The 14,529-nt window shown below is 56.1% G+C and carries 17 protein-coding genes; 9 read left to right on the top strand and 8 right to left on the bottom strand.

Annotated elements, in window-relative coordinates; translation table 11 throughout:
* The first annotated feature begins 22 nt into the window (after positions 1-22).
* Positions 23-1,438, top strand: coding sequence for a pyridoxal phosphate-dependent decarboxylase family protein (locus tag AC2CGI_RS03920; RefSeq protein ID WP_015378335.1), 1,416 nt, complete (start codon positions 23-25; stop codon positions 1,436-1,438).
* A 13-nt stretch (positions 1,439-1,451) separates the two neighbouring features.
* Here the strand turns inward: AC2CGI_RS03920 and AC2CGI_RS03915 are convergent, their stop codons facing one another.
* Positions 1,452-2,093: a GNAT family N-acetyltransferase gene (locus tag AC2CGI_RS03915; protein WP_080497831.1), complete on the bottom strand. Its 642-nt coding sequence runs from the start codon at positions 2,091-2,093 to the stop codon at positions 1,452-1,454.
* A gap of 796 nt (positions 2,094-2,889) precedes the next feature.
* Here AC2CGI_RS03915 and rcsA point away from each other — a divergent pair.
* On the top strand, positions 2,890-3,519 hold the full coding sequence (gene rcsA, locus AC2CGI_RS03910; protein ID WP_004935115.1) for a transcriptional regulator RcsA: 630 nt from the start codon (positions 2,890-2,892) through the stop codon (positions 3,517-3,519).
* A gap of 217 nt (positions 3,520-3,736) precedes the next feature.
* Here the strand turns inward: rcsA and dsrB are convergent, their stop codons facing one another.
* Together dsrB and cspE are read right to left on the bottom strand one after the other, a co-directional pair.
* Positions 3,737-3,937 carry a protein DsrB gene (gene dsrB / locus AC2CGI_RS03905; RefSeq protein WP_004935117.1) on the bottom strand — a complete coding sequence of 67 codons (201 nt, stop codon included), beginning with the start codon at positions 3,935-3,937 and terminating at the stop codon, positions 3,737-3,739.
* Positions 3,938-4,257: 320 nt separating this feature from the next.
* On the bottom strand, positions 4,258-4,470 hold the full coding sequence (gene cspE / locus AC2CGI_RS03900) for a transcription antiterminator/RNA stability regulator CspE (protein ID WP_004935122.1): 213 nt from the start codon (positions 4,468-4,470) through the stop codon (positions 4,258-4,260).
* 377 nt (positions 4,471-4,847) lie between these two features.
* On the opposite strand from cspE, the gene AC2CGI_RS03895 reads away from it, so the two are divergent.
* The 3 genes from AC2CGI_RS03895 to AC2CGI_RS03885 all read left to right on the top strand — a co-directional run bounded on the left by AC2CGI_RS03895 (position 4,848) and on the right by AC2CGI_RS03885 (position 7,106).
* Positions 4,848-5,225, top strand: a complete 378-nt coding sequence (locus tag AC2CGI_RS03895) for a hypothetical protein (protein ID WP_015378337.1) — start codon at positions 4,848-4,850, stop codon at positions 5,223-5,225.
* 510 nt (positions 5,226-5,735) lie between these two features.
* A complete protein-coding gene (locus AC2CGI_RS03890; protein ID WP_004935132.1) occupies positions 5,736-5,945 on the top strand; it encodes a hypothetical protein in 210 nt (69 codons plus the stop codon).
* A gap of 153 nt (positions 5,946-6,098) precedes the next feature.
* Positions 6,099-7,106 (top strand): NAD(P)H-quinone oxidoreductase, encoded by a 1,008-nt coding sequence (locus tag AC2CGI_RS03885; protein ID WP_015378338.1) that lies wholly within the window; start codon positions 6,099-6,101, stop codon positions 7,104-7,106.
* Positions 7,107-7,150: 44 nt separating this feature from the next.
* Here the strand turns inward: AC2CGI_RS03885 and AC2CGI_RS03880 are convergent, their stop codons facing one another.
* Complete coding sequence (locus tag AC2CGI_RS03880; RefSeq protein ID WP_076740709.1) at positions 7,151-8,203, bottom strand: SDR family oxidoreductase; 1,053 nt, start codon at positions 8,201-8,203, stop codon at positions 7,151-7,153.
* Positions 8,204-8,313: 110 nt separating this feature from the next.
* Here AC2CGI_RS03880 and AC2CGI_RS03875 point away from each other — a divergent pair, with 110 nt between their 5' ends.
* Entirely contained in the window at positions 8,314-9,246 is a 933-nt protein-coding gene (locus AC2CGI_RS03875) for a LysR family transcriptional regulator (RefSeq protein WP_076740708.1), read from the top strand.
* Positions 9,247-9,249: 3 nt separating this feature from the next.
* Here AC2CGI_RS03875 and AC2CGI_RS03870 read toward each other — a convergent pair whose 3' ends face one another.
* From AC2CGI_RS03870 to AC2CGI_RS03860, 3 genes are all read right to left on the bottom strand, one after another.
* Positions 9,250-9,642 carry a YidB family protein gene (locus AC2CGI_RS03870; RefSeq protein ID WP_076740707.1) on the bottom strand — a complete coding sequence of 131 codons (393 nt, stop codon included), beginning with the start codon at positions 9,640-9,642 and terminating at the stop codon, positions 9,250-9,252.
* Positions 9,643-9,737: 95 nt separating this feature from the next.
* Entirely contained in the window at positions 9,738-9,986 is a 249-nt protein-coding gene (locus tag AC2CGI_RS03865; protein WP_004935146.1) for a GlsB/YeaQ/YmgE family stress response membrane protein, read from the bottom strand.
* 14 nt (positions 9,987-10,000) lie between these two features.
* Complete coding sequence (locus AC2CGI_RS03860; protein WP_004935148.1) at positions 10,001-10,198, bottom strand: glycine zipper domain-containing protein; 198 nt, start codon at positions 10,196-10,198, stop codon at positions 10,001-10,003.
* Between the two features lie 628 nt (positions 10,199-10,826).
* On the opposite strand from AC2CGI_RS03860, the gene AC2CGI_RS03855 reads away from it, so the two are divergent.
* Positions 10,827-11,747 (top strand): Kdo(2)-lipid IV(A) acyltransferase, encoded by a 921-nt coding sequence (locus AC2CGI_RS03855; RefSeq protein WP_076740706.1) that lies wholly within the window; start codon positions 10,827-10,829, stop codon positions 11,745-11,747.
* Between the two features lie 176 nt (positions 11,748-11,923).
* Entirely contained in the window at positions 11,924-12,343 is a 420-nt protein-coding gene (yjdN, locus tag AC2CGI_RS03850) for a VOC family metalloprotein YjdN (protein ID WP_015378343.1), read from the top strand.
* 15 nt (positions 12,344-12,358) lie between these two features.
* Here the strand turns inward: yjdN and AC2CGI_RS03845 are convergent, their stop codons facing one another.
* Positions 12,359-12,553 carry a hypothetical protein gene (locus AC2CGI_RS03845; RefSeq protein ID WP_015378344.1) on the bottom strand — a complete coding sequence of 65 codons (195 nt, stop codon included), beginning with the start codon at positions 12,551-12,553 and terminating at the stop codon, positions 12,359-12,361.
* Positions 12,554-12,713: 160 nt separating this feature from the next.
* Between AC2CGI_RS03845 and AC2CGI_RS03840 the strand changes: the two genes are divergently transcribed.
* On the top strand, positions 12,714-14,267 hold the full coding sequence (locus AC2CGI_RS03840) for a sensor domain-containing diguanylate cyclase (protein ID WP_130054804.1): 1,554 nt from the start codon (positions 12,714-12,716) through the stop codon (positions 14,265-14,267).
* The last annotated feature ends 262 nt before the right edge of the window (positions 14,268-14,529 follow it).

The raw sequence follows: 14,529 nt of genomic DNA, 5'->3' as shown, positions 1-14,529 counted from the left end.
CCCTGACGCTTTCGGAGCCGCCATGCACCCACGTTTACAACAAGACCTCGCACAGTTTCCGCAGATCCTCGACCACACTCGCCAGTTGGCGGAAGATTTTCTGACCGGGCTGCAGCAACGCTCGGTCTGCCCACCGCGCGATCAACAGCAGTTGCATCCGGGAGACGATCGGCTGGCGGAAAACGGCGAAGGCGCCCTGGCGGCGCTGGATAACTTTTGGCAACGCTATCAGGCCGGCATTTCCGCCAGCGCTGGCCCGCGTTATTTCGGCTTCGTCACCGGCGGCGGAACCCCGGCAGCGGTAGCGGCGGACTGGCTGGTTAGCGTGACAGACCAAAATAGCCTGCTCAGCCATGATACCATCGCAGCCACGATCGAGCTGGCGGCTGTGACACAGTTGAAATCCCTGCTGGGCCTGCCGGAAACGTTCAGCGGCAGCCTGGTCAGCGGCGCGACCATGGCCAATTTCACCGGGCTGGCCATTGGCCGGCAGTGGCTGGGACAACAGCATGGCGTGGATATCGCCCAACAGGGCCTGGCGGCGCTGGGTTCCATCCGGGTATTGTCGGCCAATCCACATTCCAGCAGCGTGAAGGCGCTCAGCATGCTCGGTATCGGCCGCGAGGCGCTGACGACCGTCGCCAGCCTGCCGGACTCGGAAGCCATGGATATGGAAGCACTGGAACGGCAGCTCGCCGCCGGCGCCGGCCAGCCAACGTTGGTGCTGGCCAGCGCCGGTACGGTCAACACCGTCGCGTTCGACGACCTGCCGCGTCTGCTGACGCTGCGGGAGCGTTATCCGTTTTGGCTGCATGTCGATGCGGCATTTGGCGGCGTGGCGGCCTGCTCACCGCTATACGCTCCAAGGCTTGAGGGTTGGCAGCATGCCGATTCCATCACTGTCGACGCACACAAATGGCTGAACGTGCCTTATGACAGCGCGATCCAATTTACCCGCCATTTGGATCTGCAAATGCAGGTATTTCAGAACCATTCGGCCTATCTGGAAGCACCGACATTGCGGCCAGACAACTATCTGCATCTGACGCCGGAGAATTCGCGCCGCTTCCGCGCCCTGCCGCTCTGGCTGACGCTGAAAGCCTATGGCCGCAGCGGCATACGGGATATCGTCGAGCGCAACGTCCGATTGGCGCAGGCGCTGGGGGCGGCGCTGGCAGCCGATGACGGTTTCCAGCTGCTGGCGCCGGTGAATTTGAACGTGGTCTGCTTCGCACTCAGCCATCCACAGGGCGACAGCGAGGCGGCGCGCGATCGTTTTCTCGAACGCCTGAGCCGGCACGGCGTGGTGTGCTGCACCCCTACGCGTTATAACGGTCAGCCGGGGATCCGCGCCGCACTGGTCAACTGGATGACGGAGGAACAGGACATCAGGCTGGCGTTGGACTCGTTGCGCCATTGCCTGGCGGAAACGGCCTAACGCGCGCGGCGTATTACTCGAGTTGGAAGGCCTGCAAACGCCGTTCTTGCCGCCCGTCATCGCCGATATTATCCGGCGACAGCCAGGCGGCAAACGCCGTGCGCCGCGCCGGCCATTCCCCGTCGACGATCGACAGCCAGTCGGTGTCGCGCGTGCGTCCTTTGACGACGACGGCCTGGCGGAAGGTGCCTTCATAGCGGAAACCCAAGCGCTCGGCGGCCTGGCGTGAAGGAAGATTGAGGCTATCGCATTTCCATTCGCAGCGCCGGTAGCCAAGATCGTCGAACAGATGCCGCAGCATCAGGAAAATCGCCTCGCTGCCCAGCGCGCTGCGCTTCATCAGCGGCGACCAGTTGATGGTGCCCAGTTCGGCCACGCCGTTGGCAGGATCGATGCGCAAAAAAGCGCAGCTTCCCACCGCACGCCCGTTTGACTGATCGATCACTACCATCGTGTTTCTGTCAGCGCTGGACGCCTGAGCCTGAAGATAACGCTGGAAATCTGCGCGCGACTGCGGCCGCTCCCAAAACAGATAAGTCCAGTCGCGATCGTCCTCGGCGGATTGATAAGCCTGATAAAGCGCCTCCCCCCAGCGCTCGAGGTTAAGCGGTTCGAGGCGGCAAAACCGCCCTTGCAGTGGCGAGTGCCCGGGCATGCCTGCCGGCTGCCAATGAGGGAGGGCTTCGCCTATCGGCTGCCCATACTGATTCCGTCTCACCGCGACATCCTGTTTTTGAAAGGTGGAGAGGCAAGTTAAAACCAACGCGGGCCAGAGACAACTCCGACCTGCCATTCCTCCCCTGCGGATCGGGCAGCAGGATGATAGTTTAGAGAAATCACTCAATCACCGTTAAACATTCACGAAAATTATTTCATTTAAAATAAATATCCAGATAACTCATTGTAAAACGGTGATTTATAGCAACAAATAAGCTACACATTCCGGCCATAATGTTAACTTTCGTTTGCCGTTATGATAAAAAAAGAAGTGCTAATCATTAGCATGGAAAGCATGAAATCAACACAAATTAATGATTTTTAAACAAAAAAATAAAACAACCTCAGAGAGGGTATTTTTTAATCACTCAAAAAATGCGCTGAAAGACTTCAAAAAAACGACACATGAATTTTTTTTAAGACTTTTCCTAGCAAACTAAAATTTTGTTTCGTGACATGATGAACAGATTCGCGGCAAGCAATGCCGGCAGGCGCGGGCGCCAAGCGCAGATCAGGCTCAACATGCCGAAGCTGGACGAGCAGCAGATCGCTCTGACTTAAGCCAAACTTATAGATTCATGCAATTAATAAGTTTAGTATGAAAATATCATTGAGTGACGCCGTGTTTATTGATAGAACACTCGCTACACTGAATTATTGCTCCATTTTGCCTTTCGGCTTTTTAGGCTTTTTTCATATTACCGCAGTAAAACGGATTTAAGTGGGGGTGCGATATGCCAACGATTATCATGGATTCATGCAGCTATACCAGATTGGGGTTAACCGACTATCTGACTTCGCATGGCGTGAAGAAGCGCCATATTAATGCCATCGAGGACATTGACAGCCTGCATGAAAAATGCAGCAAGTTGAATCCGAGCCTGGTGTTTATTAACGAGGACTGCTTCATCCACGAAGCAAACGCCACCGAGCGAATAAAACGGGTGATTTCACTGCACCCGGATACGTTATTCTTCATCTTCATGGCCATTACCAACGTACATTTCGACGATTATTTATATGTTCGCAAGAACGTCATCATATCGTCAAAATCCATCAAGCCAGAGACTATGAATCAGCTACTTAGCCACTATCTCGAGAGAACGTCCCTCCGTACGGAGAAATCCTCTCTGGATCAAACGCCGGTAACGCTGAGCCAGACTGAATCAAACATGTTACGCATGTGGATGTCCGGTCAAGGCACCATCCAGATATCAGACCAGATGCAAATAAAGGCCAAAACGGTCTCTTCCCACAAGGGAAACATCAAGCGGAAAATAAAAACGCACAACAAGCAGATCATTTATCACGTTGTTCGTTTGACCGATACATTGACCAGTGGAATATTCGTCAATAGCCGCTGAACCACAGAGAACGCCCCCGCTCTGTTTTACCAGCCGTTAAATACCCGATGATAATGTCATCTGGATAGCAGCCGCTGGAACCACAAAAAAATACCTGTTGCGTTATCCCCCGCTAGCGCAACGGGTATTTTTTTGCCGTCGATAAAAAAAATCTTACCGCAATGAAATAATCTCAAAATGGACAATTTCATTAGCAAATTAATGAGATTAGCCTAAGTTACTGCCCGTGCTCGCGACAGGGCTCCACAAACGTGCCGTCACGGCTGTCGATCTCATTAAAAAACCATACGCCCGCCGGGTAGTCGTCAAGAGAAACCAGGTACATGGTGCCTTCGTTGAACACCTCTACGGCCAGAATGACGCCTTCACGCCGCGGGCCGCCGTCTGTTTTTACCGTCACTCGATCGTTAACTTGCATACCCTTCTCCCTTATTTACGATTGCCGTCAGTGTATTACAAAACCGGAGGCGATGGACACCGCTCCAGCCCTGCCGGCCTCTGCTATCAGCGTAGCAGCCGCCTGGATTTTCACTTTCTTAACGGTTTGGCCGCAGAATCTTAAGCCGGCCTCGCGTAGCCTGTCTTCAGGCGTTTCCCCCCCAGAGAAGCGCTCGCAAATGAAGAAGTAACAAGGAACTTTTGCCCGCAGACTTGCGGGCTTTTTTTTGCGCGCTGCCAAATTGCAGGCATAAAAAAACCCGCCGCAGCGGGTTCTTTTCAATCAGCGGGAAACGCCAATTAGATAGCGGTAACGTTAGCCGCAGATGGACCTTTCGCACCGTTCTCGATAGAGAACTGTACGTTCTGGCCTTCAGCCAGGGTCTTGAAGCCTTGATCCTGGATAGCAGAGAAGTGTACGAATACGTCTTTGCTGCCGTCTGCTGGGGTGATGAAACCAAAACCTTTAGCTTCGTTGAACCACTTCACTTGACCTTTGATCATGTTAGACATGTCTAATTTCCTTCAATAATAAATGTAAGCCGCCATGGGCGAGGTAGCCGGTCATCAGTTACTTATGGAGGCACTGGAAAGGAAATTCGTCAGAGAAGGGCTATCCGGGATAACGCTTTAAATTTGAACTACTTTACTCAAAATGTCGTGCATAAATAGGTCTGTACCACAGGCCGACATCATTAACTCATGAGCGAGCGGCAATAGCAACCTTTTTCGCCGCGATGGGACGCTAATCTCGGCTAAACGCACAGGATTTGACCCTGTCTGCCGATAGGGCCGCCGCCTGGCTCGCCCGTAACGCCCAAGGCAAATGATAGTAATTCTCGTTCTGCTGTTTTATAGTTGCCTGACGAAATCATTCAGGGAGATTCACCATGCCGAGATGGCTTACATTACCGGCTGTCAGTGCCGCCGCCCTGCTGGCCTTTGCCGCTTACAGCGCTCCGCAGAGTGCACTGGAGCTCAATTATCAAGCCCCCGACCCCAGCATGATTCCCGCGCCCAAGCCGCCTGCCCCCTCAGGGCCGGCCCCCAAAACGGGAAAACCGCCGATTGCCTGGACAGAGGCGAGAGATAAAAGCGGTTTTCGCGTCGATATTGAGTGCGATCATCCTGGCTGCAGCAAACCGCGCGCCAAACCTTATCCCGCGTATGAAGGCCCGGTGAAGAAAACCGATCGCCGCCGCCAGTCTGATCCCTATTCCACCAATAAGGATCCCGATTACAACATTCAGTTGGGGTATGAGTGGTAGTGGCGCTTTCGGAGTAATGCCTATATCAGCCTCCTTTGCCGCTGCATAGAATATGCCTCAGTTCACCACTCCTCCTGGTGTTGAACACAACAAGCTGTGTTGCAAATCTTTATGCGCCTCCCTATAGGCGCTTTTTTTTTGCCTATCCCTCAAAGCGTCTTCCGATTACAGATTGCTCTCATTGCCCCACAAAGTGATGAATGTCACAAATACGCCTCCTTGCCATTCTTATTCGGAGGTAACGTTCATGGCCACAGGATCCCTTGCCCTCCTGGCCGTCTTGGCCGGCATTGCGGGCTTCGCCCTCTACAAGCATTTAAAATCTCAGAAAAAAAGCACACTCGTCCGCCCGCACGATCGGTAACCGACAACGCGCTTTCACCGCGAAGGCCCGGCACATCGCGCGCCGCGCCTTCGCGGGCCGTCATGCTTTCATCACAAAATTGTCACATTATGGCCATATGATGATTCGCGTTTATCCGCTCTGGCTTAACACCAAGGATTTCGCCCATGACCATAATTAAAGCTGCAAACCATCAGGAAGCAGAAAAACTCATCCGCGCCGGCACCGCCAAGAAAATCGAACTGGCTTACGATATCGGCAGCGACGACTTCTTCCAGCTTGCCAGCCTGTGGTGCGATAAAGGCGCCAAAATCTCCAAAGGAAAAGAACACTTCATCGTCTCGTTAAAAGGGTTCCGCATCCCGCCTAACGATTAATGCCCTGCCGCCCATCGCGGCGGCTTCGCCTCTTCCTCGCAAAACCGCTCTATTCAACCACGCGCGCCTCATTCGATTTCGCTAAGCTAACAGCAGACTTTATTGCGGACGTTTCGCCTGATAACCACGTCCGCCACGATGAGGAGAGTAACCATGTCAACAAATGCAGCGCTGCCCGGCACGATGAAAGCGATTGAAATCAGCGAACCGGGCGCTCCCGACGTTCTGGTCGTTACCGAACGCCCGGTGCCCGCTCCGCAAGCGGGCGAACTGCTGGTGAAAATCGCCGCCGCCGGCGTTAACCGCCCCGACGTGCTGCAGCGCCAGGGGAACTATGCGCCGCCGCCAGGCGCCTCGGATATCCCCGGCCTGGAAATTGCCGGCGAAGTGGTGGCCATCGGTGAAGGCGTGACCCACTTCGCGCTCGGCGATCGGGTTTGCGCCCTTATCGCCGGCGGTGGCTATGCGGAATACTGCACCGTGCATGAAAGCAATGCGTTGCCGGTGCCGGCGGGGCTGAGCCTGACCGAGGCCGCCGCGCTGCCGGAAACCTTCTTTACCGTCTGGGTCAACGTGTTCCAGCGCGGTCATCTCAAAGCCGGCGAAACCGTGTTGATCCATGGCGGCACCTCCGGTATCGGCACGGTCGCCACCATGCTGGCGAAGGCCTTCTGCGCCCAGGTGATCACCACCGTCGGCTCCGAAGAGAAACGTCAGGCCAGCCTGGCGCTGGGCGCCGACGTGGCGATTAATTACCGCAGCGAAGACTTTGTCGCACGCACCAAAGACGCCACCAACGGTAAAGGCGCCGACGTCATCGTCGACCTGATCGCCGGCGATTATGTCGCCAAAAACTATCAGGCCGCAGCGATGGAAGGCCGCATCGTGCAAATCGGCACGCAAAACGGCGTGGTGAAAGAGCTCAATCTGATGCCGCTGCTGTTGAAACGTCTGACCCATACCGGGTCGACGCTACGCTCGCGCAGCGTGGCGGACAAAGCGCAGATTGCCGCCGATCTGCGCGAAAAGGTTTGGCCGCTGCTGGAGCGTGGCGTGCTGAAACCGCAAATTTTTAAAACCTTCCCGCTTGAGCAAGCCGCCGCCGCGCATACGCTGATGGAGTCCAGCGAGCACATCGGCAAGATCATGCTGACGTTCTGAGCCCATTCCCCGCGGCCGGTGCTGCGGGGAAACCAATGCCACGTTCAGGGAATGATGCCGTGGCGGCGGAACTCATCGAACAGTGAGAAAAACATGACTTCGGTTTCGACAAACTGGTGGAAACCGAAGCGCCGCGCCTTGCTGCCATCCGCGAACATGTCATAGTCCCAGGAAAAGACGAAATCGGCGAAACGCCAGCCGGCCACCGCGCGATAGTCCGGTTCGGCCAATTGGTGCCGCTGCGCCAGCTCCCGCCACAGCGACGCTTTGTCCGTCATCATGATCTCCAGCGACATCGGCAGCGGCGGCGCGCATTCCAGCCCAAAGTAAGCGGCGATTTTCGGCCACATCTCGCTCCAGCGAAACAGATCGCCGTTGTTGATATTAAACGCCTGATTGGCCGCCGCAGGTTCGGTCGCCGCCCACAGCGTGGCGCGCGCCAACAGCCCGGCGTCGGTCATTTCCAGCAGGCTGTGGTAAGCGCCCGGTTTACCCGGGAAGCGCAACGGCAGCCCGAGCGCTTTGCTGATCGACGCGTAAACCGCGATGCTTAACGCCAGATTCATCGGGTTGCCGAGGGAGAAGCCCCCCACCACGCTTGGACGGATGGCGCTCCAACGCCAGCGTTTGCCGGCCTGCCGCTGCGCCAGATACTGCTGCTGCGCCACGTTAAACTCCGGCGGCATATGCCCGGCATCGCTTTCGCGCGCCGGCGTTTTAAACGGCCCCAAATGCGCGCCATACACCTTATAACCCTGCATCAAACTGATGTGCTCCAACGCCGGCGCGATCGGCTCCAGCCCTTCGACAACGTGTTGCAACATCTGCAGGTTCGGCGCCACCAGCCCCGCCCAGTCCGGCGCATCCTGATAGGCGGCATAGAAAACGTGACTAATCGCGCTCAGCGGCCGCAGCGCGTCGCGCGTCGCCGCCGCATCCAGCAGATCAACCTGAAGGTGGCGCACCCCCGGCGCCGATTGTCCCCCCCGGCGCGAGACGCCCACCACTTGCCAGCCCTGACCGGTCAGCTCCTCAATCAATCGGCGCCCAATCACGCCATTGGCGCCGATCACCAATGCCTGTCGCTTTGTATCCATCTTGCCACTCCTCAGGTTGTCGATACCCTGAGTGTCATTGATTAGTAATACTTGCGGTAGAAGAGACCTTCCACTAACACTTATAAGAAAAATCTATAGGCAAGATCGACATGGATAAGCTGAACGCAATGAAAACCTTTATGCGGGTGACGGAGCTGGGCAGCCTCTCGGCCGCCGCTCGCGATCTGCGTTTGACGCAGCCGGCGGTCAGTCAGCAAATCGCCGGTCTGGAGCAGCAACTGGGGGCACAACTGCTGTTTCGCAGCACCCGGGCGGTCACCCTGACCGATGCCGGCAGCAGTTATTATCAGCGCCTCAAACCGATTCTGGCGGCGGTCGATGAAGCGGAAGAAGCGCTGCACGGCCAGCACCACCAGTTACAGGGCAATCTGCGCATTCATGCCCCGACCGGGTTCGGGCAGTTGCACGTCACGCCGCTGGCCATCGCTTTCCAGCAACGTCATCCGAACCTCGCCATCGAGCTGCTGCTGGACGATCGTCGCGCCGACGTGATCGGCGAAGGCATCGACATGGCGCTGCGTTTCGGTGAACTGCATGCGCCCGGCATGGTGGCTAAACGTTTGGGCGAGCTGCAACGCCTGCTGGTGGCGTCACCGGCCTACCTGGCCAAGTATGGCGCTCCACGTTCGCCGGCGGAGCTGGCTAAACATGCGCACATTCGTTACAGCGGTTTGAACGACGGCGATACGCTCACTCTGTTCGGGCCGCACGGCCCCGAGATGGTCGCTCTGCGGCCCACGTTCCGCGCCAACAATACGCTATCGCTGCTGGCCGCCATTGAGGCTGGAGCCGGTATCGGCGGCGCCCAACGGCCTTTAATCGCCCAGCAGCTGGCGACGGGGGCGCTGGTGCCCGTTTTGCCGGAATACCGCTACCCGCCCATGGCGCTGCACGCGGTCTATCCCGCTTTACGTTTTATTCCGGAGAAAGTGCGCGCCTGGGTGGCGCATCTGCAGCAGGCGTTGACGGCGATCGAGGGAATTAGCGGAGTGAATGCTCCCGGCCAGACGCCGGGAGCCTAATCATTATTTGAACAGTTTACCGACCATATCGCCCAGCTCGTTGCTGTCTTGCTGCACTTCACCGTTTGGTGAGGCGGCATCCGCGACCGTTGGCAAGAACTGTGCAATGGTGCTGGACGCCTGTGCAGGATCGATGCCCAGCTTTTCAGCCAGTTGGTTGATGGCGTCGCTACCCAACGCCTGCTGCACATGGTCGCCGGTAATCGGCTGATTTTCGCCATTGCCGAGCCAGGAACCGACGATATCGCCGAACTGCCCCTGACGGAACTTGTCCAAAATGGCCTGCAGGCCGCCTTGTTGCTCGACCCACTGCATAATGGCGATGTAGTCGATACCTTTACCACCGTTGGCGCCGCCGCCCAGAATGTTACCCAATACGCTATCGAGCAGACCCATGATATTCCCCTTTCAGCGGGTACGGCCCGCGCCGCACCGCCGGATTGATTTCACGAAAAAGGGCCGCCGCGGCGACCCTGTTGAGCAACGGCTGCTTAGCCTTTGATCTTCCTGTAGACAAAAAGCACCACCAGGGCACCGATGACCGCCACCACAAAGCTGCCCAGGTTAAAACCGTCAACGCGGCCCATACCGAAGAAGGTGCTGATATAGCCGCCGACGACGGCGCCCACGATCCCCAATATAACGGTCACAATAAAGCCGCCGCCGTCTTTGCCCGGCATAATCCACTTGGCCAGGATACCGGCGATTAAACCAAAAATGATCCAGGAAATGATGCCCATCTTTACTCTCCCTATTACCTTTTGCCTAACAGAAATCCTATTACCAGGCCCACGACGGCGCCGGCGCCTATCCCCGCCCAAGGGTTATCCTTGAGGCAGGCACATGATTGCTCGAGCGCTGCTTTTACACCGCTGCTCACTTCGCAGGCGGTGGTTTTCACGTAGTCGCTCGGTTGCTCAACACCGTTTAGATCGTCATTTTCATATGACATGTCAAATCCTTACAGACCAACCCTCTGAGAATTTCGTCACATGTTTCGCGCCAGGCGCCGTCCGCTCCGCGATCTTGCTCTGGGCAATCTGCCCGCTGCCGCTCAATGCGGAGGCTTCCGGCGGCAAACGCACAACTTCACACTATGACTATAGTAAAAAATCAGCGGTTTACCTATTTCCGTCCGTCTGAATTTCACCATACAAAAAACGATCTGATTTCATCCCGCTGTCATCTTGCAAGGCTAAACTTTAAACATATCCTCCGGGAGGAAACGCCGATGTTCAATGCACCTTTTGTCCTGATCCTCGCGCTACTGTACGCACTGGCCGCCGCTTGGGACGGTTCCGTAGCGTTACTGTTTCATTAAGGTTACATAGCCGTTGTCACTTTTGCGATGCGCTTAATTGTGTCTTTATTTTTCAATTTCGCCAGCCGATTGAAATAGCGGAAAACATCCCCTCCTCCCTCGGTAAAAATCCTATTTCGCTTCGTTTTTCGCCTGCGTTTAAATAAAGCGTAAAAAAAGCATTAATGGAAAATTCTGTTTAGCACAAAATATTCTATCATCTTCCTCATGACAATTTGGGTTAAGGTCCCATTGGCAAAGAAAAGGAATGACAGGAAAAATGCTTTATAACCAACGCTTTGAGCGCGAATTCTTGCGCCCTCGTTATTGGTTGTTGTGGATAGGACTGGGAATACTCTATCTCTTGGTATTACTGCCCTACCCGCTCATTTATCGGCTCGGACACGGCCTTGGCAGAATAGCCATGCGCCTAATGAAACGCCGGGTAAAAATAGCGCGCCGCAATTTAGAACTCTGTTTCCCCGCAATGCCCGCCGCCGAGCGCGAGGCGCTGATCGTCAAAAATTTTGAGTCCGTCGGCATGGGCCTGTTCGAAGTCGGCATGGCCTGGTTCTGGCCCGACTGGCGCATCGCCCGCTGGTTCAAGGTGAGCGGCATGGAAAACATGCGGCTGGCGCGTCAGGACGGCAAAGGCGTTCTGCTGATCGGTCTGCATTTCCTGACGCTGGAACTGGGCGCACGCATTTTCGGCATGCAAAACCCCGGCATCGGTGTGCATCGCCCGCACAACAACAAGCTGATGGAATGGGTACAGACCCGCGGCCGGCTGCGCTCGAATAAATTCATGATCGATCGTAAAGATATCAAAGGCATGATCCGCAACCTGAAACAGGGCGAAATCCTGTGGTACGCGCCGGATCACGATTATGGGCCGCAAAGTAGCGTATTCACACCGTTCTTCGCCGTGGAAAATGCCGCCACGACCACCGGCACCTTTATCCTGGCGCGCATGGGGCGGCCGTCGATCGTGCCTTTCGTGCCGCGCCGCCTGCCAAATGCTCAGGGCTATGAGCTGATCGTGCAGCCGCCGTTGACGGACTTCCCGCTGGATGATGAAACGCGCGCGGCGGCCAAGATGAACCGCGTGGTGGAAGAACAAGTGCTGCTGGCCCCCGACCAATACATGTGGCTGCACCGCCGCTTTAAAACCCGCCCACCCGGCGAACCGTCGCTGTATTGACCCCCACGCGCCTTTGCCCGTCACACCGCCGGCGAAGGCGTGCTCACCTTGCACAAGCATTCTGCGCCAGGGGAACTACACTAGTAAGTCACCGACGGCAATTATTGCCGCCAGCAATCATTTCGTCCGCCCGAGAGCCGGTCGTTGCCTGTCGGGCCATAATCGAGGTCAATGTCATGCTGGTACAACCCTATCTGTTTTTCAGCGGTAACTGTGAGCAAGCGATTAACTTCTACGTACAGCAGTTGAATGCCAAAGTTGAAATGGTCATGCGCTTTAAAGACATGCCCGAAGAAGCCCGGCAAGGCGGACCGCAGGACGTCAATCCGGAAGCGATCATGCATGCGCGCCTGCTGATCGGCGAAGGCGTGCTGATGGCCTCCGACGGCTGTCCGCAGGATGACAGCGGCGGTGCTTCTCACAAAGGTTTCTCGCTGTCGCTGAACCCCAGCGATGCGGAACAAGGACGCAAACTGTTCGACAATCTGGCACAGGGCGGCCAGGTGACGATGCCTTACCAAGCCACCTTCTGGGCCAAAGGTTTTGGCATGCTGACCGACAAATTCGGCGTCAACTGGATGATCAACGTCGAATAACCCCGCATGGCGCCGCTAGCCATAGCGGTGCCAGTCATACGCCGCCTTGGCGAACAGCACGAACAGCAGCGCCAACAGCACCAATCCCAACCGCCAATAGGGCGACCGGCGGCGGCGCCAGGCGAAGTACATCATCACCGCCAGCGTTCCCAGCGTAAGGGGGTAATACACCGCCAGCGTCAGTAAAGCGATAATGATGTAATCAGACATGGCTCTTTCACTCCGAGGTGTTCACACCGCCGCTGATGCGGGCAGCGATCGACCTTTCGCCTTATCGCCTCGTTAAAGGCTAGAGGTCTGGCGCATTTATGCATAAAATATAAGATTGCTCTTAACTCAAACTGAATAGTAATCAAACAACAAGGGTGACATGACTCAGCAGCAACCCATACAGGATGCCGTGCCGGCGCGCAGCGTTAAAAGCTCCCCATTATTATTTCAGGCCGGCGTGTTTGTCATCATCGTTGCCGCCACGCTGATCCTCTTTAACAGCTGGCAAATCTGGAACGCACACCAGCGCGATCTGCGCAGCGCCGAGCATGAATCCGCCAACCTCGCCCGCTCGCTGGCGCAGCATGCCGACGATACTTTCATGCAGGTGGACGGCAATCTGCTCGATCTGACCGAACGTCTCCAGAACGACGGACTGGGGCTATCGCAATTGACCCGGCTGCAGCGGGTGATGCAAACCCAGGTCGGCAACCTGCCGCAGCTGCATGGGCTGTTTCTCTACGATGCGCGCGGCCGCTGGCTGGCGACCTCCTCGGGCAAGTTCATCAAGAACGCCAACAACGCCGATCGCGAGTACTTCATATACCATCAAAACCGCGACGACGGCGGCCTGTACATCGGCAAGGTGATCCGCAGCCGCACCACCGGCGATCTGATCATTCCCGTTTCGCGGCGTTTCAACAACCCGGACGGCAGCTTTGGCGGCGTGGTGCTGGCGACGCTGTACATCGATTATTTCCGCCAGTTTTACGATAGCTTCGCCCTCAACACCGACGCCTCACTGAACCTGCTGCTGGCGGACGGCACCATCCTTTACCGCCGCCCTTACTCGGCGGCGTCGATCGGTAAAAACATCGCCAAGGGTGTGCTGTTCAGCGAAATTTTGCCGCATTCGGAATTCGGTAACGCCACCATCACCTCGCTGTACGACAAAGTGGAGCGCATCTACGGCTATTCGCGGGTCAACCGCTTTCCGCTGGTGATCGCCGCCGGGCTGTCGAAACGCGACGCGTTGGCGGACTGGCGCACCGACGCCGGCCTGTTCGCCGTCGGCGGCCTCTCGCTGCTGATGATCCTGTTGGCGATGGGCATGGTGCTGCTGCGGCAAATCAAGCACAGCATGCAAACCGAAGCCGAGCTGATGCGCACCCGCGATCAGCTGACCAGCATCAACCAGATGCTCGAAGAGTTGGCGCTGCTGGACGGCCTGACCGGGCTGGCCAACCGCCGCCAGTTTGATATCGCGCTGAAGAACGAGCTGGCACGGGCTTCGCGCAACTACCGCAGCGTGGCGCTGCTGATGCTGGATATCGACTATTTCAAACAGTACAACGACAGCTATGGCCACGTCGCCGGTGACCAATGCCTGCAGCAGATCGGCCAAACGCTCAAAGGGTTGGCGTGCCGCAGCAACGACGTTCTGGCGCGTTACGGCGGCGAAGAGATGGGAATTATCCTGCCGGATACCGACGTCCAGGGCGCACTGATTTTCGCCGAACGCGTCATCAACGCGGTGCGCGATCTGAAAATTCCGCATCAGGGCAACCCGCACGGCATCGTCACCATCAGCATCGGTATCTGCGCCAAAGTGCCGCATATGTATAACGATACGCCGATCAGCTTTATCAATGAGGCGGACAGTGCGTTGTATCAGGCCAAGAAAAAAGGCAAAAACTGCATTTACGGCGCTTAATCATTAATCGGGCCACCAAATTTTGGCGGCCCGATTTATTACCAACCAAAATGAAATAATTCCTCTCCGCAACATTATTTTCCCGGTTTACCCTGCGCTCTGAATAAAATAACGCCAATAATAAGCATAATATTTATTTCCATTAAAATTCAACAAGATAAAAAATCGCCCTTCCACAGACAATTCGTGCCATTTTTGATTATTCGTGCCTACGCGCAGTCCCGTTTAGCCCTCGTTTACTTTTCATTGGTATTGCCGGTGA

This window comes from Serratia sp. LSHTC3, assembly GCF_057197125.1.
The sequence above is the reverse complement of the archived record's forward strand: the minus strand, read 5'-3'. Positions and strand labels throughout refer to the sequence as shown.